This window comes from Sphingomonas glacialis (genome assembly GCF_014653575.1).
GTDB classification, from domain to species: domain Bacteria; phylum Pseudomonadota; class Alphaproteobacteria; order Sphingomonadales; family Sphingomonadaceae; genus Sphingomonas; species Sphingomonas glacialis.
The window spans coordinates 220,712-241,262 of the sequence record NZ_BNAQ01000005.1; the positions used below are offsets into that span (position 1 = coordinate 220,712).

Sequence of the window (20,551 nt, forward strand, 5' to 3'; positions counted from 1 at the left end):
GTAAACCTTGCCGATGACGATCGTAGCGCGCGCGGATGCGGTGGCGGTCAATGGCTTGCCAGCCCCGCCCGGTATTTGTCGTGACGATATCCGGTCGCCGCGGTACCCGGTCTCGCCGACGCACCATGCCGCGTCACTCGCGCGTGAGCGCCTTGAGCCGGTAGAGCGTCTCGAGCGCCTCGCGCGGCGTCAGCGCATCGACGTCGAGCGTTTCGACTTCGGCGCGGATCGCGTCGCATTGCTCCTCGGCGACTTCGAGCGCGGCGGCGAACAGCGGCAAGTCGTCGAGTCCTGCCGCGAGCCCGCCGGTCTTGGCGCGCCCGGCCTCGAGCTTGCTCAGCACCGATTTCGCGCGCGCGATCGTCGCAGGCGGGAGGCCGGCGAGCCGCGCGACGGCGAGGCCGTAGCTGCGATCGGCGGGGCCTTCGGACACTTCGTGCAGCAGGACGAGTTCGCCCTTCCACTCGCGCGCGCGGACGTGATGGAGCGTCAGCGCGTCGCAGCGCTCGGCGAGCCGCGTCAGCTCGTGATAATGCGTCGCGAACAGGCAGCGGCAGCGATTGTCCTCATGGATCGCCTCGACCACCGCCCAGGCGATCGCCAGCCCGTCATAGGTCGAGGTGCCGCGCCCGACTTCATCGAGGATGACGAAGCTGCGCGGCGTCGCCTGCGCGAGGATAGCGGCGGTCTCGACCATCTCGACCATGAAGGTCGATCGCCCGCGCGCGAGATTGTCCGACGCGCCGACGCGGCTGAACAGTCGATCGACCAGGCCGAGCTTCGCGGCGGTGGCGGGGACGTAGCTGCCCGCCTGGGCAAGCACCGCGATCGCCGCATTCTGGCGCAGGAAGGTCGATTTGCCGCCCATGTTGGGGCCGGTGACAAGCCACAGCCGCGAGTCTTCGGACAGGCGGCAGTCATTGGCGACGAAGCGCTCGCCGCGCTTGGCGAGCGCGTCCTCGACCACCGGATGCCGCCCGCCGACGATGTCGAAACAGGCGTGATCGACAAGGGCAGGGCGCGCCCAGCCGCCTTCGGCCGCGCGCTCGGCAAGGCCGGCGGCAACATCGAGCCGCGCGAGCGCATCGGCGGTGGCGGCGACCGCTTCGCGCTTGGCGAGTGCGGCGGCGATCAGATCCTCGAGATGCGCCGCCTCGGCCGCGAGCGCGTGTGCGCCGGCCTGCGTCACCTTCAGCGCGACCTCGTGGAGTTCGGGCGCATTGAAGCGGATCGCGCCCGCCATCGTCTGGCGATGGGTAAAGCCGCTGTCGGGCTTCATCAGCGCATCGCCGAAGCGCGCCGGCACTTCGATATGATAGCCGAGCACGCCGTTATGGCGGATCTTCAGCGCGGTGACGCCGGTACGGTTACGGAATTCGGCCTCGAGCGCGGCGATCGCGCGCCTGCCGCCTGCGCCCGCATCGCGCAGGTCATCGAGCGCTGCGTCATACCCCGGTGCGATATAGCCGCCGTCCGAGGCGTCGATCGGCGGGCTCGCGACGAGCGCGCGCGTCAGCAGGTCGATCAGCGCGCCGTGACCGCGCAGCGCGGGCGCGAGTTCGCCGAGTAGCGCGGGCGGCTGCTCAATCTTGCCGAGCCGCTCGCCGAGCCGCCACGCGCCGTCGAGCCCGTCGCGCAATTGCCCGAGATCGCGTGGGCTCCCGCGTCCTGCCGCGAGCCGCCCGAGCGCGCGGCCAATGTCGGCCATGCTGCGCAGCGTCCCGCGCAAGGCCTCGCGCAACCCCGCATCCTCGGCGAGCAACGTCACTAGATCGAGCCGCGCCTCGATCCTACCGCGGTCCATTAGCGGCGCACCGATATCGGCCGCCAGCAGTCGCGCACCCGCGGCGGTCACCGTGCGGTCGACCGCGTCGAGCAGGCTGCCCTTGCGCGCGCCGTTGGTGGTCTGCGTGAGTTCGAGGCTTTCGCGCGTCGCCGCGTCGATCGCCATCTGCTGCGCGGTCTGGGCGAGGCGTGGGGGGCGCAGGAAGGGGATCGCGCCCTTGGCGGTATGGTCGAGATAGGCGACGAGCCCGCCTGCCGCAGCGAGCGCCGCGCGCCCGAACTGGCCGAAGCCGTCGAGCGTGGCGACGTCGTACAGCGCCTTGAGCCGCGTCTCCCCCCGTCCGCTGTCGAAATCGGCGCGGGGGCGCAGCATCGTCGCCGCTTCGCCAAACGCCGTCGCTTCGGACGCGATCGTCTCTGCGGGTGCGAGCCGCGCGAGTTCGGCACCAAGGCTCGCCGCATCGCACTCGATCAGCTCGAAACGCCCGGTCGAGATGTCGGCGGCGGCGACCGCGACGCCGCCCGCGGCCTCGCCGATCGCGACGCACCAGTTCGCGGTGCGCGCATCGAGCAGCGCCTCCTCGGTCAGCGTCCCCGCCGTCACCACGCGGACGATCGCGCGCGCGACGAGCGTCTTGCCGCTGCGCTTCTTGGCGTCAGCCGGGCTCTCGGTCTGCTCGGCGATCGCGACGCGGTGGCCGGCCTTGATCAGCCGCGCGAGATAGGCGTCGGCGGCATGGACCGGGACGCCGCACATCGGGATCGGCACCCCGTCATGCTCGCCGCGTGCGGTCAGCGCGATGTCGAGCACCGCGGCGGCGATCTTGGCGTCCTCGAAGAACATCTCGAAGAAATCGCCCATCCGGTAGAATAGCAGGCAATCGCGCGCGTCGGCCTTGAGCGCCAGATATTGCGCCATCATCGGGGTAGGGGGGGTGCTCGCCATCGCCCGGCAACTAGCAACGAATTGGCGGCGCGTCATGCCGAACGATCGTGTCAAATCGTGAAGCGTGCATCTGCGGGGTGACGTGGGGGAAGGCATTGCCTACAGACACAGGCGATTCCGAAAGGCCGAGCATGTCCACAGACACCAATCCGCAGAATGTCCAGTTTTCAGAGCGCGAAGCGCTGCTGTTCCATTCGGAGGGGCGTCCGGGCAAGCTCGAGATCATCGCGTCGAAGCCCATGGCGACTCAGCGCGACCTCGCTCTGGCCTATTCGCCGGGCGTCGCGGTGCCGGTGCTGGCGATCGCCGCTGACCCGAGCCTCGCTTACGATTACACCGCCAAGGGCAACCTCGTTGCGGTCATCTCGAACGGCACTGCGATCCTCGGGCTCGGCAATCTTGGCGCGCTCGCGTCGAAGCCGGTGATGGAAGGCAAGGCGGTGCTGTTCAAGCGCTTTGCCGATGTCGATGCGATCGACATCGAATTGAAGACCGAGGACCCCGACCGGCTGATCGACGCGATCGAATTGATGGAACCGAGCTTTGGCGGCATCAATCTCGAGGACATCAAGTCGCCCGAATGCTTCATCATTGAGCAGACGCTGCGCGCCAAGATGAACATCCCGGTGTTCCATGACGACCAGCACGGCACCGCGATCATCTGCGCCGCCGGCCTGATCAACGCGCTGTTCCTGACGGGCCGCGACATCAAGACCACCAAGGTGGTGATGAACGGCGCGGGCGCGGCGGCGATCGCCTGTGCCGAGCTGATCAAGGCGATGGGCCTGCCGAGCGATCATCTGACGATGGTCGATCTGGGGGGCATTATCTATCAGGGTCGCGACGACGTGAACCAGTGGCAGTCGGCGCACGCCGTCGTCACCGAAAAGCGCACCCGCGCCGAGGCGCTCGACGGTGCCGACGTGTTCATCGGCGTGTCCGCCGCGGGTGCGCTGCCCGCCGCCGACCTGATGAAGATGGCGCCAAAGCCGATCATCTTCGCAATGGCCAATCCCGATCCCGAGATCACCCCGCCGGAAGCCAAGGCGGCGCGGCCCGATGCGATCATCGCGACCGGGCGATCGGATTATCCCAACCAGATCAACAACGTGCTCTGCTTCCCGTTCATCTTCCGCGGCGCGCTCGACGTGCGCGCGACGACGATCAACGACGAGATGAAGCTCGCCGCGGCGCATGCGCTGGCGGCGCTCGCGCGCCAGCAGGTACCCGAGGAAGTCGCGGTCGCCTACGGCGTGCGCCACACCTTCGGCCCCGATTACATCATCCCCGCGCCGTTCGATCCGCGGCTGATGGAGATCGTCCCCGTCGCGGTCGCCAAGGCGGCGATGGATTCGGGCGTGGCGACCAAGCCGATCCTCGACCTCGACGCGTATCGCGAGAAATTGAAGGCGCGCCTCAACCCGACCACCTCGGTGCTGACGCTCGCTTACGAAGGCGCCAAGGCGCATCCCAAGCGCGTGCTGTTCGCCGAGGGCGAGGAAGAAGTCGTGCTGCGCGCCGCGATCGCGTTCAAGGATGGCGGCTACGGCACGCCGGTACTCGTCGGGCGCGACGACGTGCCCGAGCGGTTGCGCGCATTGGGCGTCACCGATCCTGATAGCTATGAGCTCCACAACAGCCGCAAGTCGCCGCTGGTGCCGCGGATGGTCGACTTCCTTTATGGCCGGCTCCAGCGCCGCGGCTATCTGCGTCGCGATTGCGAGCGGATGATCAACCAGGATCGCAACATCTTCGGCGCGGTGATGCTCCAGCTCGGCGAAGCCGACGCGATGATCACCGGCATCACGCGCACCTATGCGCACACGATGCGCGAAGTCCGCCGCGTGATCGATCCCGAGGCGGGCCGCACGCCGTTCGGCATCCATCTGATGGTCGGGCAGAGCCACACGGTGTTCATGGCCGATACCACGGTCAACGAACGCCCCAATGCCGAGGAACTCGCCGACATCGCCGAGGGCACCGCGCTGGTCGCCAAGCGGATGGGCCACGAGCCGCGCGTCGCCTTCCTCAGCTATTCGACCTTCGGCAATCCCGAGGGCAATTGGCTCGACGATATCCGCGCCGCGGTGAAGGTGCTCGACGCGCGCAAGGTCAGCTTTGAATATGAAGGCGAAATGGCGCCCGACGTTGCGCTCAACCCCCGGCAGCTCGCCAATTATCCGTTCGCGCGGCTGTCGGGGCCGGCCAACGTGCTGATCCTGCCGGGGCTGCAATCGGCCAACATCTCGGCCAAACTGCTGCGCGAGCTCGGCGGCGATGCGGTGATCGGGCCGATGCTCGTCGGCATGGAAAAGTCGGTGCAGATCGCCCCGATGACGAGCACGGCGAGCGAGCTGGTGACGTTGGCGGTGCTCGCCGCGGGCGGCATCGCGCGCTGAGGCGCGGCGTCAGGCGACTGGCGTCGGAGATGGGCCGCGCGGCGTGGCGGCGGGGCGCACGTTGAAATCGTCGAGCGCGGGCGCGTAGCTGTCGGGCAGCGGGCGCCCGAATTCGGTGAAGCTGCGACGGACGTCGGTGCGCGATTCGATCCGGCGCAGCATTTGCTCGGTGAGCGTCAGCGCGGGCAGCGCCTGCTTCGCACGATAGCGCGCGGTTTCGAGTGCGACGAGTGCATCGTTCCGCGTGTCCGGATCACGGACGGTGGCGATCCAACGGGCGGCTTGCTCGTCAATCGGCGCGACGCAGGCGACGGCATAGTCGCCTGCGGTTTTGGCGGTGGGATAGACGCTGCGGAGCCGCGCGAGCTGCGCCGCGGCCTGCTCGTGCTTGCCGAGCCCCTGCAACGCGCACGCACGCAGGGCGACGAAATAGCCTGCCGCGACCGGGCTTTCGAGCGTGTCTGCGCTTGGCGGATGGCGGTCGAGCATCGCGATTGCGCCGCCAAAGTCCTGCGCCAGCAGCAATTGCATGACCAGATTGGGGACGATGTTCTCGATCCCCGATTCGGGTTGCGCCGGGGCATCGACCGCGGCGCGCATCCGTCGGATGCCTTCGGCGCGATCCCCCTCTTCCGCCAGCCAGCGGCCCTGTTTGAGCACCGCCATGCTGCGCACCCACATGTCCGTGTTCGCCGCGTCGGTCTGCAGCCATTGCTCGATCAGCGTGATCGCCTCGCCGCGGTGACCCGTGTCGACCAGCGCTTGCGCGTAGGCGAGCCGGGTTTCCGGGGTTTCGCTGGTTTCGAAAGTCGCGCGCGCCGCCGCCAGCAACGCGCCGCGCTGGACCGACAGATCATTGCCCGCCCACTCCCCGATCGCGGGCCAGATCGGCGCATAGCGGCGATCGACGAGCATCGCGACGCCAGCGTGCGGGCTCAGCACCGAGGGCAGCAGTTGCATCGCGGTCGCTGCATCGCCGGTTCGCAAACGGTACAGGATGGCGGTCTGGGTATAGTGCGAAAACACGCCCGGATTGTCGCGCGGATAGCCCGCGCCGACCAACGCGTCGATCATCGTGTCGGCGAGATCGCCCTTCCCGGCATAGGCCAATTGGCGCAACACCGTGGCCATTGAATCGGCATCGATCTGGTCCAGCGCGGACGCCTTGAGCTTGGCGGCGCGGATGATCAGCTGCGCGGCCTCGACCGGGCGCTGGCGGTGCGATTCGTCGAAGGCGATCGGCAGCAGCACATTGGGTTCGTCGGGCAGCAATTGGCGGCACTGGTCAAAACCGAGGCGAGCTTCGTCTTCACGGTGCAATTGACCGAGCACCGCGGCGCGGCCGCACAGCACGTGCCCGCGAAGCGGGGTCGGCTGTGGGAGAAGCGCCAGCGCGCGATCGAACAGGATGAGGCGCGCGGCATCGTTCGGCGCTGCGCCGAGCTGATTGAGCACCGTCAAAGCGGGCTGCTCGGCGACGAGCGGTGCCGGCTCGGCCAGTTGCGCATACAATGGGGCGGACAGTGCGACGAGACCGATACCCGCTGCAACGATTCGGTAGATGATCATCCGGCTGCCCCCAACGCCCGGCATTTTACGAGCGACGCGATGGTGGCATGGCACGCGGATGCATCACAAGATCCGAATCCGGGCTAAGTACCGCTGCACAGCGTAGTATTTTGATTCTCCGCTGATCTGGATCAACCGTGATCCTCGCACGTTGGCGCGGTTCTGGTGGGATAGTCTGCCGTTTCCTCCAAGGGAGTTGCCATGCCGGACGCACACCCGATTCTCGACCATGCCGATGTAATCCTCCGTCCCGATCCGTCGCGAACGGTGGTGCGGCCGTTCAGCCTCGAATATCCCAAGGCATTCCAGGTCGAGGGGCAAAGCCGCACGCAGGCGATCGTCGACCGCGTGATGACGCTCGACGCTGCGGGGCTCGCTGCCGAGCTGGCCATCACCACCGATTCGCTCGACGAGCGGCACCGCGATGTCGATGCGATGCTGGTGCGGCGCTATGAGGAAATCGCCGCAACGCTGGCCGCGCGGCCGACTGCGAACACCGCGCAGCAGCGCTTGATCGGTGCCTATTTCAGCGAAGAATATTCGTACGAAGCCGCCGCCTTGTTCAACCCGAGCGCGGTCCTCGCGCACGATCAATCGACCGCACCGGAGGGGGGCGTGCGGTTCATCGTGTCGCTGCGCGGGATCGGCGAGGGCCATGTCTCGTCGGTGGCGTTCCGGTCGGGCAGCTGGGTCCCTGGCGGGCGGATCGCGATCGACCCGCCGAGCCTCGTCGCGGTACCGCCGATCATCGAGGGCGACAGCGTCGCCGCGGGCGCCGTGGTGACGCTCCGCGTCGATCGCAGCCGTGACATTTCGGAAACCGTGCTGTTTCCCGTGCTGCCGAGCCAGCATCAGGGGATCGAGGATCTGCGGCTGGTGCGCTTCACCGAAGACGATGGCACGACGACCTATCACGGGACCTACACCGCGTTCAGCGGCTCGACCGCGCGGCCCGAATTGCTGTCGGGCGACGGATCCGAAACCTTTATCATGCGCGCGCTGACCGGCGATGCGGCGGGAGCCAAGGGCATGGCGCTGTTCCCGCGGCGCGTGGGCGGGCAATATATCATGCTCGGGCGACAGGACAGCGAGAGCATCTGGCTGCATCGCTCCGACGACATCCTGCACTGGGAAGGCGGCGGCAAGATCGTCAGCCCGCGATATCCGTGGGAATACGTCCAGATGGGCAATTGCGGCTCGCCGATCGAGGTCGACGAAGGCTGGCTGGTGTTCACGCACGGCGTCGGGACGGTGCGCAATTACTGCGTCGGGGCGTGTCTGCTCGACAAGGCCGATCCGTCGAAGCTGCTCGCGCGCACGCCCGAGCCGATCCTTCGCCCGAGCCCCGATGAGCGCGACGGTTATGTGCCCAATGTGGTGTACAGCTGCGGCGCGCTCGCGCTCGGGCGTGATATTCTGTTGCCCTATGGCGTCGCCGACAATTTCACCGCCTTTGCGACGACGACGGTCGATCGGCTGCTGTCTGCGATGGAGTGACGCGGGCGGACATATGCAGCGGTCAGCCTTCATAAACGCAGGCCCGCATATTATATTGCGATCGTGATCGATCTCTCCCGTCTTGGCCCGCACGCGCCGCTGTACCTGCTGATTGCCGGCGTCGTGGCGATACTCTTCCTGGCGCGGCGCGTGCCGGTGTTCGGGCGCGTGCTGTCGTTCGCCATGACCGTCGGCGCGGTCGTCGTGGTCGCGCTGCTGTTCGCCGAGCGCGCGCAGTTTGATCCGATGTTCGCGCGGATGGCGCAGCGCTTCCAGATCGGCGGGCAGCAAGTCGTCGGCAAGGAAATGCGCGTGCCGATGGCGAGCGACGGGCATTTCTGGGTGCGGGTGAAGCTCGGCGGGATCGAGCGGCGGATGCTGGTCGACAGCGGCGCGACGGTGACCGCGATCTCGGCGGATACCGCCGCCGCCGCCGGGATCGAGCCGAACGATTCACTCATGCCGGTGGTGATGCAGACCGCGAACGGCAACGTCGCCGCGCAGACCGCGACGGTGCCTGTGCTGCGGATCGGCAACGTCGTCGCGCGCGACCTGCCGGTGGTGGTGTCGCCAGCGTTCGGCGACATGAACGTGGTCGGGATGAACTTCCTGTCGCGACTGAAATCATGGCGGGTGGAGGAGGGCGTGCTGATCCTCCAGCCGCATCATCCGCAGGAGACGACGTAGGTCAATCGTCACCCCGGCCTTGTGCCGGGGTCCACCAGGCCGCGGGCGTGCCGATCCATGTCAAAGGCTGGCGGCGCTGCACGGTGGACCCCGGCACAAGGCCGGGGTGACGACGCCTTACGCGTCGATGCTTGTCCCCAATGCGGCATGCACCAGCCCGCCGTCGACCGTGATCGTATCGCCGATCACATAATCCCCGGCGCGCGACGCGAGGTAGATCGCCGCGCCCGCCATGTCTTCGTCGACGCCGATGCGCTTGGCCGGAATGCTCTGCGCGATCGCCGAGCCGTGGTCGCGCGCGGCCTTGTTCATCTCGCTGGCAAACGCGCCCGGCGCGATCGAGGTGACGTTGATATGATCGGTGACGAGCCGCGCCGCCATCCGCTTGGTGAGATAGATCAACGCCGCCTTCGATGCCTGATAGCTGTACGTCTCCCACGGATTGAGCCGCTGGCCGTCGATCGAAGTGATGTTGATGACCTTGGCGGGTTGCCCTGCGCTCGCGGCGGCCTTGAGCGGTTCGAACAGCGCCTGCGTCAGGAAGAAGGGCGACTTGACGTTGAGGTCCATCACCTTGTCCCAGCCTTTTTCCGGGAACGCCTCGAACGGTTCGCCCCAGGCGGCGCCGGCATTGTTGACGAGGATGTCGAGCTTGTCGGTGTGCTCGGCCAATTGCGCGGCGAGCGCCTTGCAGCCCGCGACGGTCGACACGTCCTGCGGTAGCGCGATGCACTTCTCGCCGAGCTCCTTGGCGGTCTCGAAACAGGCATCGGCCTTGCGCGCCGAGATGTAGACGGTCGCGCCTTGCGCGATGAAGCCGGCCGCGATCATCTTGCCGATGCCGCGCGAGCCCCCGGTGACGAGCGCGACGCGTCCGTCGAGGCGGAACAGGGTAGTGGTGTCCATCATCTTCTCTCCTGATTTTTTCTTGCTCCCCTCCCGCTTGCGGGAGGGGCTGGGGGAGGGGCGTGCCTCAAGCGCGGCGCTTGCCGGCGCTGCCCTCCCCTAACCCCTCCCGCAGGCGGGAGGGGGATTTGGTTGTGCGCCTTACACGGCGGCGGCTTGCGACGAGCTCACCCCCCGCGCTTGATCGTCTCGCGCGCGATGATGATCTGCTGGATCTGGCTGGTGCCCTCGTAGATCCGGAACAACCGCACGTCGCGGTACAGCCGCTCGATCCCGTAATCGGCGATGTAGCCCGCCCCGCCGAAGATCTGCACCGCGCGATCGGCGACGCGGCCGACCATCTCGCTCGCATAATATTTGGCGGCGGCCGATTCCATCACGACGTCCTTGCCGGCGTCCTTGGCGGCCGCAGTCTCGAGCACCATCGCGCGCGCAACCAGCGCCTCGGTCTTCGAATCGGCGAGCATCCCCTGGATCAACTGGTGCTCCGCGATCGGCTTGCCGAACTGCGTGCGCGTCGTGGCATAGGCAACGCAATCGGCGATCAACCGTTCGGCGACGCCAACGCACACCGCCGAGATATGCAGCCGCCCGCGGTCGAGCACGCGCATCGCGATCTTGAAGCCCTCGCCCTCGGCGCCCAAGCGGTTCTCGGCGGGGACGACGACATCGTCGAAAACCACGTCGGCGACCTTGGCACCCTTCTGCCCCATCTTCTTCTCAGGATGGCCGATCGACACGCCCGCCAGATCGCGCGGCACAAGGAAGGCCGAGACGCCGCGCGCGCCGGGTGTGTCGCTGGTCCGCGCCATCACGGTGAACAAGTCGGCCTTGTCGGCATTGGTGATGTAGCGCTTGGTGCCGTTCAGCCGGTACGACTGCCCGTCGAAGGTCGCGCGCGTCTTCACCGCGCCCGAATCCGATCCGACATCGGGTTCGGTCAGCGCGAAGCTGGTGATGATCTCGCCGCTCGCGATGCGCGGCAGCCACGCCGCTTTCTGCTCGGCATTGCCCGCCATCACGAGCCCCTGCGAGCCGATCCCGACATTGGTGCCGAAGGTCGAGCGGAAGGCAGGCGTGGTGCGACCGAGCTCGATCGCGACCTTGGCCTCCTCGAGCATCGTCAGGCCGAGACCGCCATATTCCTCGTCGATCGACAGGCCGAACAGCCCCATCTCGCGCATGTCCTGCACGACGTCGGCCGGGATCGCATCGGCTTCCTCGACCGCGGCTTCGAGCGGGCGGAGCCGTTCGGCGACGAAACGGCGTACCGTGTCGATCAATGCGTCGAAGGTTTCGGGGTCGAGTGCCATGGGTCCGCCATCTGCCGTTTCTGTGCAGGGACGCGATGCCCGATCCCGGCGCGGCTCGCAAACCCGAAATTCAAAAGCGCGGCGTGTCGCGCGTTTCGTAGCTGTGAAGCGCCATACTAGGCTACCAAACGATCGTTGGGCGTCAGCTCGCCGATGGCTGGACGAAGCCGCTCAACACCCAGCCCGATTGGCACGGCCCGGCATAAGCGCGCGGACCCGCGAGCGAGGCGGTGACCCCGCAATCGCTGGTTGGCGAGTCGGCGGGCGGTATCACGACGCCTTGCCAGCGCTGATCGAGCGAGCGCGAGCACAGATACATCTTTGCGCCGTCGCCGAGCCGGACGACTTCGTCGGCTTCGGCGAAAGGGGCGGTGCGTACCGCAAGATAGCGCTCTCCGGCAGGGGACAAGTTCACCACCTGTCCGACACTGGCGCAGGCGCGAAATGCCGGTCCGCCTTCGCCGACACGCACCGGCTGGACGCCCGGCGTGAGCGTCGCGGCGTTCGACTGGTAGAGCGCAGCGTCGTCATCGGGCACAGCCTCGCGCGAGCATCCTGTCAGCGAGGCGCCAACCATCAGCAAGGCAAGCACGAGGCGCGGGCGGGCAGTGGTTGGTTTCATCGTGCGATTCTTAGCCGGGATCGCGTGACTTGGCGAGCGCGCACCGCTGCTCCCGACCGTCGGCGGATGCCGAAACGGGCAGTCATCGTGCAGTCAACTCGCTTCGTCGGAAAAGGTTCCGTTCATCGGGGAGACAGGGTTTCCAGCGGCGCGGCGACCTGCTTTGAGACACTCAACGAGTTCAAACGACCTTTGGGGGGTCACATGACATTCAAGGCTTTGGCAGCGCGTTTTGCGCTGGTGGTATCGTGCGCCCTGCTGACGGCGACCCCTGCAATGGCGCAGTTCTGGCAGTGTGCGCCGTTCGCGCGCGAAGTGTCGGGGATCGACCTGCACGGCAACGCGAACACCTGGTGGGGCCAGGCCGCTGGTCGTTACACGCGTGGCCATGCCCCCAAGGTCGGCGCAGTGCTCGCTTTCTCGGCGACCAGCCGGATGCGCATGGGCCATGTCGCAATGGTCAGCGAAGTCGTGAACGACCGCGAAGTCCTGCTGACCCACGCCAATTGGTCGCGCCGCGGCGGCGTCGAGCATGACGTCCGCGCGATCGACGTCTCGGCCAATGGCGACTGGAGCGAAGTCAAGGTGTGGTACGGCCCGCAGGGTGGCCTCGGCACCTCGGCCTATCCGACCAAGGGCTTCATCTATTCGGCCAAGTCGACCGGCGACGACACGCAGGACCACGCCGCGCCGATGATCATGGCATCGCTGTCGAACGATCGTCACGGCTGATCGACCCCCCGGCCGTAGCCGGGGAGCGGGGGTCAGGCCTTGCCCGGCGTGAAGGTCATCGCCACGCCATTCATGCAATAGCGCAGGCCCGTCGGCTTCGGGCCATCATCGAACACATGGCCGAGATGCCCGCCGCAGCGGCGGCAATGCACTTCGGTCCGCGCCATGCCGAGCGAACTGTCGGTGCGCGACTTGACCGCATTGGCGAGCGGTGCCCAGAAGCTCGGCCAGCCCGTGCCGCTCTCGAACTTGGTCTTCGACGAAAAAGCCGGCAGCGCGCATCCTGCGCACGAGAAGATCCCGGCGCGATGCTCCTTGTTGAGCGGGCTGCTATACGGCGCTTCGGTGCCTTCATGCCGCAGCACGGTATACGCGGCGGGCGAGAGCTTGGCCTTCCACTGCGCATCGCTCAGCGTCAGTTCGAACTTCTCGGGCGGGCCAGCGCTCGCGCCCTTGCAGCCGAACAGCGCGAAGGCGGCGGCACCGGTGCCGGCGAGGGTGAGGAAATGGCGGCGGTCGTGCATCGGTCGGATCCTCTTGGCGTCACAGTCCTTATACGCTCGGACTGCGGGATAGTTACGCGATTTTGCGGTCCCCGGACGCATCGGGTGACGCGCGGATAGGGGAACCCCAAACGGTTTCGCGCGCTTCAAGCCGTATGACGATGCAACAGCTCGATCCGCCGCTTCCGGTTCACGTGCTCGACAAGGGGCCAGGCTTTGCCTTTGCCGTGATCGATTACGGCCAGGAGCATAACCTCATCTGGGTCACCGCGATCAACGAGACCGGCGAGATCTGGTGTGCGCCCAATCCCAAGGTCCGCATGCAAGCGAACTGGACGATGGGCCGCAAGGCACCGCCCGCAGTCGTTGCGCGGCAGAATGGCGATTGCTCCGGCGATGCCGAGCCGGTGCGTGCCGAGGCGATTGCCAAGCCGAACTGAGGTGGGCAATCGTCCCTCGCTAAGCCGTCACCCCGGGACGGGGCCGGGGTGACGGCAGGGTAGGGTCAGTAGCGGCTGATTTCCACCGGCAGCTTGCGATACCCGTGGACGAAGCACGCCGCGACTCGCTCGGGTTCGCCCAGCACATTCACCCGCATCCGCCGCTTCGCCATTTCCTCGAGCAGGATCGCGATCTGCATCTCGGCAAGCCGCGCTCCGACGCACCGATGGATACCGTGACCGAACGCCAGATGGCGTCGTGCGTTGGGGCGGTCGACGATGATCGTGTCGGGATCCTCGAACACGCTCTCGTCGCGATTGGCCGAGATATACCAGAGCGCAAGCTTGTCGCCCGCCTTGATCTGCTGCCCATCGAGCTCGGAATCGACCGTCGCGGTGCGGCGCATGTGCGCGAGCGGCGTCTGCCAGCGAATCACTTCCTGAACCGTGTTCGCGATGAGCGACGGATCGGCTTCGAGCTTCGCCCGCTGGTCGGGGAACAGGTCGAGCCCATACGCGACCGCGCTCATCGTGTTGCGCGTGGTGTCGTTGCCGCCGACGATCAGCAGGATCAGGTTCCCCAGGAATTCCATCTGGTCCATTTCCGCCATCGCGTCGGAATGGATCATCATCGAGATCAGGTCGGGCGTCGGCGGCTTGCCGATCTTGGCGTTCCAGAGGTTCTGGAAGTAGCCGCCGCACTCGTACATGTGCTTGAGCCGCTCGATCCGGAGTTCCTCATTCTTGACGAGCTCGATATCGCCCGCCCAGTCCGACCAGAAGGTCAGCTTGCGGCGATCCTCCCACGGAAAATCGAACAGGATCGCGAGCATTTGCGTGGTGAGTTCGACCGAGACGGTGTCGACCCAGTCGAACGGCGTGTTCCAGCTGAGCGAATCGAGCACTTCGGCGGTGCGCATGCGGATATTGTCGCTCATCCGCACCATCTCGGACGGCGTGAAGGCGGGCGCGACGGTGCGGCGCTGGCCGGTATGCTTTGGCCGGTCCATCGCGATGAACATCGGCATGCGCACGTCGGTCGGGTTGTTCTCGATGAAATCGGCGAGCGTTATGCCGCCGGCCTGCGACGAGTAGAGATCGGGCAGCGATTCGACCGTGACGATCGGCTTGTAGGTCGACACCGACCAATACGGCCCGAAGTCCGAATGCTCGACGCGGTGCACTGGCGCGGTCGCGCGCAGCTCGCGGAACGGCGCCTGCCAGACATCGTCCCGGTAGAGTTCGGGTCGACTGACGTCGAGCCGATCGATCACGTCCTGCGCCAAAGTCGCCATAGTCCCTCTCCTTTTGGGGGAGTGAACGTCTAACTGACACTCATGTCAACAGTCTTGCGCCGACCGAACAGCCGGCCGCTCCCCGATTGCAGCACGCCGCGCCGGAAAGCCCGCGCGCCGACGGTGATCGCGATCGCGACCCATAGCGCTTGCCAGGCGAGGGCTGCGACATGCGGCCACAGCTCGGGCTGGTTCGCGGCATGCGCCGCCATCGCATAGGGTGAGCTGAGCGGGAAGATTTCGACGACCTTGGCGAGCATCGAATCGGGGGCGGCGCTGGCCTTCAACGCAAGCCCGAACATCGCGACCTGGATGATCGTGATCGGCAACGACATCATCTGCAGTTCGCGCGCGGTCGAGGCTTGCGCGCCGACGCCGAGGAACACCGCGCCGAGCAGCAGATACGCCATCGCGAAATAGGCAAAGAACAACAGGAAGAACATCGGCGCGCCGACCGCGGGGCCGATCTCGCCGATCGCGGTGGCGTAGCGCGGGGGCAGGATGCCGCCGATCTGCGTGACGAGCGTCGTCCAGAAACCGACGAAGAGGATCGCCGAGCCGAACATCCCGAGCAACTTGCCGAAGAACACCGCTTCGAGCGGGACCGCTGCGGCGAGCACTTCGACCACCTTGTTGCTGCGCTCTTCCATCATCGTACCGACGACCTGGCCGGCGAGCAGCAGGGCGAGGAAGAAGATGCCGAACACGGCGATGAAGGCGGCTTGCTTGTGGCCGCTCTCGGTCGGTGCGGCGCGCGCGATCGAGCTGAGCGTCGCGGTGCTGAGCGGCTTGGTCTGCGCCGGGTCGGTGCGCAACGTCGCCTCGGCGAGCGAGGCGAGATAGCGCGCATCGGCGCGGCCCTGGCCGTCATACAGAATCGTCGGATGGGTCAGGTCGCCGAACAGCGTCGCAGACGCATCGATGCCCTTGCGGCTCTTGAACGCGGCGCGCGCCTGCGCCTCTGGATCGGTACCGGGCGCCTCGATCGCCAGCAGGGGCGGGCGGTCACCGCGCGCGAAGGCATCGCGCAGGCGCGCATCGGCGGATCGCATCGCGTCCTGTTGCGCCGAGGGGACAATCGCGACGATCCGCGTCTTCTCGCTCGATCCGCTCGCCACGGTCGACGCCCCCATCCCGCCGACGAGACCGAAGCCGATCGTGAACAGCGGCGAGAGCAGGAACAGCAGGAAGGTCGGCGTGAACACCGTCGCGACGAAATCGCGCCGTGCGATCGTCATCGCCTGGCGGATGGTGCGGCGCGTGTTGCTTATCGGGTGCGCGCTCATGCGGTGTGCTCCGTCGCGGCCTTGGCGGTGTGTCCTGCAGCGCCGACGATCCGCACGAACGCGTCGTGCAAGCCGGGGCGTTCGATCGACAGGCCGGCGATCCCGTGGCCCGCACCGATCAAACGGCTGAGCGCTTGCTCGACCCCGCCATCGGGGACTTCGAACGACCAGCCGTGTTCGTCATGGCGCGCGTCGGCGGGCAAATGCTGTGCGATCGTCGGATCGTCGCGCTCCGGCACATAGTGCGCGCGCATCGGGAGCATCCCGCGCGCGTCGGCGACGGTGCCCTCGAAGCGACGCTTGCCGCCGGCGATGATCGCGAGCCGGTCGCACAGCCGCTCGGCGTGCGCCATCACGTGGGTCGAGAAGAGCACCGTCGCGCCGCGGTCGCGCTCGGCGAGGATCAGCGCTTCCAAGCGTTCCTGATTGACCGGATCGAGCCCCGAAAAGGGTTCGTCGAGCACGAGCAGATCGGGCTGGTGGACGACCGAGCCGAGCAGCTGGACGAGCTGCGCCATGCCCTTCGACAGTTTGCGGATCTTGGTGTCGACCGCATGGCCGAGCCCCGCCGCCTCGAGCAGTTCGACCGCGCGCTTGCGTCCGGTCCTGAGATCGAGCCCGCGTAAAGCACCCATGAAGGCGACCGCCTCCTTGGCGCGCATCGCCGGGTAGAGCCCGCGTTCTTCGGGGAGATAGCCGACGCGGTCGCTCGCATCGCGCGGGCGATCGTGGCCGAGCAGCGTGCGGCTGCCGCCATCGGGCTCGATGATGCCGAGCAGCATCCGCAGCGTCGTCGTCTTGCCCGCGCCATTGGGGCCGAGCACGCCGTAGATCGCGCCCTTGGGCACCGCGATGTCGACGCCGTCGACAACGCGCCGCCCGCCGAAATTCTTGATCAGGCCGGAGGCGCTGACCGCCAGATGATTGTCCAAGAAGACCCCCGCCGCGTGGCCCCGATACGGAGCGCTGTGTTAGCTGTGTAGTATAGCGCGCCGGGCTTCGACAAGCGCGGCGCGAACACGCTATGTGGGCGACAATGGTTGACGCTTTGCCCCTCGAACAGCGCCTTGCGGCAAAAGCGCGCGAATTCGGTTTCGTCGCGTGCGGGGTCGCCGCGGCGGACGCTGCGCCGCGGACCGCCGAGCGGTTGCAGCAATGGCTGCGCGAGGGGCTGCACGGCGGGATGATCTGGATGGAGGAGCGCGCGCACCACCGCGAATCCCCCGCCGGGCTGTGGCCCGAGGTGAAGAGCGTGATCGCGCTCGGGATGAGCTATGCCCCGGCGACCGATCCGCTCGCATTGGCGGGCGAGGGCGGGGTGGGGCGAATCTCGACCTATGCGCAGGGCGGCGATTATCACGACGTGGTGAAGCGCGCGTTGAAGGCCCTCGCGCGCTGGCTGGTGGCGGAAGAACCGGGGATCGACCTCAAGGTGTTCGTCGATACCGCGCCTGTCATGGAAAAGCCGCTCGCCGAGGCGGCGGGGCTGGGGTGGCAGGGCAAGCATACCAATCTGGTGAGCCGTAGCGAGGGCAGCTGGCTGTTCCTCGGCGCGATCTACACGACGCTCGACATCGCCGCCTTCGGGGCGCTTCCGCCACCGGTCGCCGATCACTGCGGATCGTGCGACGCCTGCCAGCGCGCGTGCCCGACCGATGCCTTCCCCGCGCCCTACCGGCTCGATGCGCGACGCTGCATTTCGTACCTGACGATCGAACATGCCGGGCCGATCCCGCTCGAATTCCGCAAGGGTATCGGCAACCGCATCTACGGCTGCGACGATTGTCTCGCGGTCTGCCCGTGGAACAAGTTCGCCGCCGCTGCGCACGCCAACCGCGCCTTCCTGCCGCGCGCCGAACTGGTCGCGCCCGAACTCGCCGACCTGCTTGCGCTCGACGATGCGGGGTTTCGCCAGGTGTTCGCCGGCTCGCCGATCAAGCGCATCGGGCGCGACCGAATGGTGCGCAACTGTCTGATCGCGGCGGGCAATAGCGGCGATGCGGGATTGCGCGCGCAGGTCGCTGGACTGCGCGACGATCCAAACCCCGTCGTGGCGGAGGCGGCGGAGTGGGCATTCGCGGCGCTAGCCACCGCGTCATAGCGCGCTCCCCCACCGTTCGCACTGAGCTTATCGAAGGGCTGACCTTCTTGCCACCGTGGAAAGAGAGAATAGTGCTTCGACAAGCTCAGCACGAACGGGATGGGGTAACGCGCGCCAACCGGGGCGTGGGGGGACGCACGGATGAAGTAGGCGCGATCGACGTACCTCCCGCTCGCTTGAGCCTTACTTCCGCCGCCCGACTTGCAACGCCCCGACGCAGCTCGCGCGGTCGATCGGCGAGCCGTCGGTCTGGCGCGCGTCGAGATAGGTGACGACCGGCTCGGACTTGCCGCTCGGGTAGAGATAGGCGTCGAGCACGCAGGTCGCGTTGTTGAACTGCAGCTTGCGCGCTGTCCCCTCGCGGACATCGGCGACGGGTGCGCCGAACAACCCGGTGAGGTGCGCCGCCGTCGCGCCGATCACGCCGCCGAGCCCCGCCGTGCCCGTTGGGATCGGCACCATCGCGGGCCGCGCGGCGGGTGTCGTCGCTGTGCTCGCGGCGCAGCCCGACAGCGCCAGCCCCACCAGAATTGCACCAAAAAGCTTCATGTCGTTCGCCCCGAATGGAACAGATGCGTCGCCATCGCCGCGCCGAGGATCGGCACGAAGAGGTTCGCAATCGGAACCATGAACAGGGCGGTCCCCGCAACCCCCAGCGCGAAGCGGTCGACCGCGCCCGCCTTGCGCCAGTCTCGCATCAGCGCAGGCGGCACGTGGCGCGCCGCGACGAGCTCGCCGAGATCGCGCCCGAGCAGCCAGCCATTGACCAGGAAGAACAGCAGCCATGTGCCGACGCCGGTGACGAGCAAGGCGATATAGACTGGCGCGAGCGCGAGATTGATCAGGATCGCGCGCGCCGCCGAACGCAGGCCGAGCCCGGCACCGCGCAGAGGCGAGACGCTGCGCGCGGTCTCGAGCGCTTGCGGGTAGTGCCGCGCCTCGACCGCGACGACGACATCGTCGGCAAACGCCATCATCACCGCGATCGCGATCGCGCGGAACAGCAGCCAGCTGATCCCGAACGCGGCGAGCAGCGCGACCGCGCCCAGCACGCCGCCGGCCGCCGGATCCCACCCTCGCTCCGCCGCCGCTTCCGTCGCGCCATACCACAGCGCGACGCCGAGCGCGGCGATCAGCACCACGGTCAGCGCGAGCGACTTGAGGAACACCCCGACGATCTTGCGATCGCCGAGCTGGCCGAGCGAGAGGAGGAGCGCACGCAACATGGGGCTGGTCCTAGCCGCCTCCCACGGGCCCGTCACCCCGCGCTTGCTCCCGGCGACGGAGAGTTGCGCGCGCCGCACCCCCCCGGTACGGCGCGGCAACGCTATTTTTTCAGAAATCGGAGATTCCCGTGACCGAGCCCACTTATGACGTCGTCGCGATCGGCAATGCCATCGTCGACGTGCTGTCGCAGTCGACCGATGCCTTCCTCGCCGAAGCCGCGATGACCAAGGGCTCGATGCAGCTGATGTTCTCGCCCGAGGAAGCCGATGCGCTCTACGCCAAGATGGGCCCGGGGATCGAGGCGAGCGGCGGCTCGGCGGCGAACACCGTCGCCGGCATCGCGGCGATGGGCGGCAAGTGCGGTTTCATCGGCCAGGTGGCGAAGGACGAGCTCGGCGACATCTTCGCGCACGACATCCGCGCGGTGGGGATCGACTTTACGACGGCTGCGCGCGACGGCGATCCGACGACGGCGCGCTGCCTGATCTTCGTCACGCCCGACGGCCAGCGCACGATGAACACCTTCCTCGGCGCGTCGCAGTTCCTGCCCGAGGCAGCACTCGACCGTGACCTGATCGCCAATGCCGCGATCCTCTATCTCGAGGGCTATCTGTGGGATCCCGAGGAACCACGCCAGGCGATGCGCGCTGCGATCGACGTGGCGCGGGCAGCGGGCCGCAAGGTCGCCTTCACGCTCAGCGACGTGTTCTGCATCTCGCGCCACGGCGGCGATTTCCGCCAGCTGATGGCCGATGGCCTGATCGACATCATGTTCGCCAACGAAGCCGAGATCACCGCGCTGATGGACTCGCAGGATTTCGACGCGGCGGTGGCCGAGGCCGCGACGCAGGTGCCGATGCTGGTGGTCACGCGCAGCGAGAAGGGTGCGATCGCCGTGTCGGGCGGGGAGACCGTCAGCGTCGCTGCCGAGCCGATCGAGCGCGTCGTCGATACGACCGGCGCGGGCGACCTGTTCGCCGCGGGGTTCCTGCGCGGCCAGGCACAGGGCAAGAGCATCGCCGATTCGCTCAAGATGGGCGCGGTCTGCGCCGCCGAGATCATCTCGCATTACGGCGCGCGTGCGCAGGTCGATTTGAAGGCGCTGGTGGCGTCGAAGCTGGGTTGATCCCGCCTAGCCCCTCCCCTTCAGGGGAGGGGTTGGGGTGGGGCCGTGCCGCGATCGCGCGCTTTAGTCTCTGCGAGGCACGTCCCCACCCCCAAACCCTCCCCCTCGGAGGGTCTC

18 protein-coding genes are annotated in these 20,551 nt (G+C 67.4%); 7 read left to right on the forward strand and 11 right to left on the reverse strand.

Annotated elements, in window-relative coordinates; all coding sequences use genetic code 11:
- Nucleotides 1-133 precede the first annotated feature (133 nt).
- Nucleotides 134-2,707, reverse strand: coding sequence for a DNA mismatch repair protein MutS (gene mutS, locus IE187_RS16430; RefSeq protein WP_189677203.1), 2,574 nt, complete (start codon nt 2,705-2,707; stop codon nt 134-136).
- Between the two features lie 155 nt (nt 2,708-2,862).
- Here mutS and IE187_RS16435 point away from each other — a divergent pair, with 155 nt between their 5' ends.
- The gene (locus IE187_RS16435) at nt 2,863-5,130 is read left to right on the forward strand and encodes an NADP-dependent malic enzyme (protein ID WP_133190331.1); all 2,268 of its coding nucleotides are present in this window, start codon (nt 2,863-2,865) and stop codon (nt 5,128-5,130) included.
- Between the two features lie 9 nt (nt 5,131-5,139).
- On the opposite strand, the gene IE187_RS16440 is transcribed toward IE187_RS16435, so the two are convergent.
- Nucleotides 5,140-6,699 carry a hypothetical protein gene (locus IE187_RS16440; RefSeq protein WP_229839455.1) on the reverse strand — a complete coding sequence of 520 codons (1,560 nt, stop codon included), beginning with the start codon at nt 6,697-6,699 and terminating at the stop codon, nt 5,140-5,142.
- A gap of 201 nt (nt 6,700-6,900) precedes the next feature.
- Here IE187_RS16440 and IE187_RS16445 point away from each other — a divergent pair, with 201 nt between their 5' ends.
- Complete coding sequence (locus IE187_RS16445; protein WP_189677125.1) at nt 6,901-8,196, forward strand: glycoside hydrolase family 130 protein; 1,296 nt, start codon at nt 6,901-6,903, stop codon at nt 8,194-8,196.
- Nucleotides 8,197-8,259: 63 nt separating this feature from the next.
- The gene (locus IE187_RS16450; protein ID WP_189677126.1) at nt 8,260-8,883 is read left to right on the forward strand and encodes a retropepsin-like aspartic protease family protein; all 624 of its coding nucleotides are present in this window, start codon (nt 8,260-8,262) and stop codon (nt 8,881-8,883) included.
- Nucleotides 8,884-9,000: 117 nt separating this feature from the next.
- Here the strand turns inward: IE187_RS16450 and IE187_RS16455 are convergent, their stop codons facing one another.
- From IE187_RS16455 to IE187_RS16465, 3 genes are all read right to left on the reverse strand, one after another.
- Nucleotides 9,001-9,789, reverse strand: coding sequence for an SDR family NAD(P)-dependent oxidoreductase (locus tag IE187_RS16455; protein ID WP_189677127.1), 789 nt, complete (start codon nt 9,787-9,789; stop codon nt 9,001-9,003).
- A gap of 167 nt (nt 9,790-9,956) precedes the next feature.
- On the reverse strand, nt 9,957-11,102 hold the full coding sequence (locus IE187_RS16460; RefSeq protein WP_133190323.1) for an acyl-CoA dehydrogenase family protein: 1,146 nt from the start codon (nt 11,100-11,102) through the stop codon (nt 9,957-9,959).
- Between the two features lie 142 nt (nt 11,103-11,244).
- Nucleotides 11,245-11,724, reverse strand: coding sequence for a hypothetical protein (locus IE187_RS16465; RefSeq protein WP_189677128.1), 480 nt, complete (start codon nt 11,722-11,724; stop codon nt 11,245-11,247).
- A 204-nt stretch (nt 11,725-11,928) separates the two neighbouring features.
- Here IE187_RS16465 and IE187_RS16470 point away from each other — a divergent pair, with 204 nt between their 5' ends.
- The gene (locus IE187_RS16470) at nt 11,929-12,456 is read left to right on the forward strand and encodes a CHAP domain-containing protein (protein WP_189677129.1); all 528 of its coding nucleotides are present in this window, start codon (nt 11,929-11,931) and stop codon (nt 12,454-12,456) included.
- A 32-nt stretch (nt 12,457-12,488) separates the two neighbouring features.
- On the opposite strand, the gene msrB is transcribed toward IE187_RS16470, so the two are convergent.
- Complete coding sequence (gene msrB, locus IE187_RS16475; RefSeq protein ID WP_189677130.1) at nt 12,489-12,980, reverse strand: peptide-methionine (R)-S-oxide reductase MsrB; 492 nt, start codon at nt 12,978-12,980, stop codon at nt 12,489-12,491.
- Nucleotides 12,981-13,114: 134 nt separating this feature from the next.
- On the opposite strand from msrB, the gene IE187_RS16480 reads away from it, so the two are divergent.
- Nucleotides 13,115-13,399: a hypothetical protein gene (locus IE187_RS16480; RefSeq protein WP_133190315.1), complete on the forward strand. Its 285-nt coding sequence runs from the start codon at nt 13,115-13,117 to the stop codon at nt 13,397-13,399.
- A gap of 65 nt (nt 13,400-13,464) precedes the next feature.
- On the opposite strand, the gene IE187_RS16485 is transcribed toward IE187_RS16480, so the two are convergent.
- From IE187_RS16485 to IE187_RS16495, 3 genes are read right to left on the reverse strand one after another with little or no spacing between them, the layout of a single operon-like run.
- A complete protein-coding gene (locus tag IE187_RS16485) occupies nt 13,465-14,694 on the reverse strand; it encodes a cytochrome P450 (RefSeq protein WP_189677131.1) in 1,230 nt (409 codons plus the stop codon).
- A gap of 29 nt (nt 14,695-14,723) precedes the next feature.
- Nucleotides 14,724-15,980, reverse strand: a complete 1,257-nt coding sequence (locus IE187_RS16490) for an ABC transporter permease (RefSeq protein WP_189677132.1) — start codon at nt 15,978-15,980, stop codon at nt 14,724-14,726.
- Nucleotides 15,977-16,912 (reverse strand): ABC transporter ATP-binding protein, encoded by a 936-nt coding sequence (locus IE187_RS16495; RefSeq protein WP_189677133.1) that lies wholly within the window; start codon nt 16,910-16,912, stop codon nt 15,977-15,979. Before IE187_RS16495 ends, IE187_RS16490 begins: the two co-directional genes overlap by 4 nt.
- 104 nt (nt 16,913-17,016) lie before the next feature.
- Between IE187_RS16495 and queG the strand changes: the two genes are divergently transcribed.
- Nucleotides 17,017-18,081, forward strand: coding sequence for a tRNA epoxyqueuosine(34) reductase QueG (gene queG / locus IE187_RS16500; RefSeq protein ID WP_229839456.1), 1,065 nt, complete (start codon nt 17,017-17,019; stop codon nt 18,079-18,081).
- A 183-nt stretch (nt 18,082-18,264) separates the two neighbouring features.
- On the opposite strand, the gene IE187_RS16505 is transcribed toward queG, so the two are convergent.
- Both IE187_RS16505 and IE187_RS16510 read right to left on the reverse strand, forming a co-directional pair.
- The gene (locus IE187_RS16505) at nt 18,265-18,630 is read right to left on the reverse strand and encodes a hypothetical protein (RefSeq protein WP_133190307.1); all 366 of its coding nucleotides are present in this window, start codon (nt 18,628-18,630) and stop codon (nt 18,265-18,267) included.
- Nucleotides 18,627-19,307, reverse strand: coding sequence for an EI24 domain-containing protein (locus IE187_RS16510; RefSeq protein WP_189677135.1), 681 nt, complete (start codon nt 19,305-19,307; stop codon nt 18,627-18,629). The genes IE187_RS16505 and IE187_RS16510 overlap by 4 nt, the downstream gene beginning before the upstream one ends.
- Nucleotides 19,308-19,435: 128 nt before the next feature.
- On the opposite strand from IE187_RS16510, the gene IE187_RS16515 reads away from it, so the two are divergent.
- Entirely contained in the window at nt 19,436-20,434 is a 999-nt protein-coding gene (locus tag IE187_RS16515) for an adenosine kinase (RefSeq protein WP_189677136.1), read from the forward strand.
- Nucleotides 20,435-20,551: the final 117 nt, after the last annotated feature.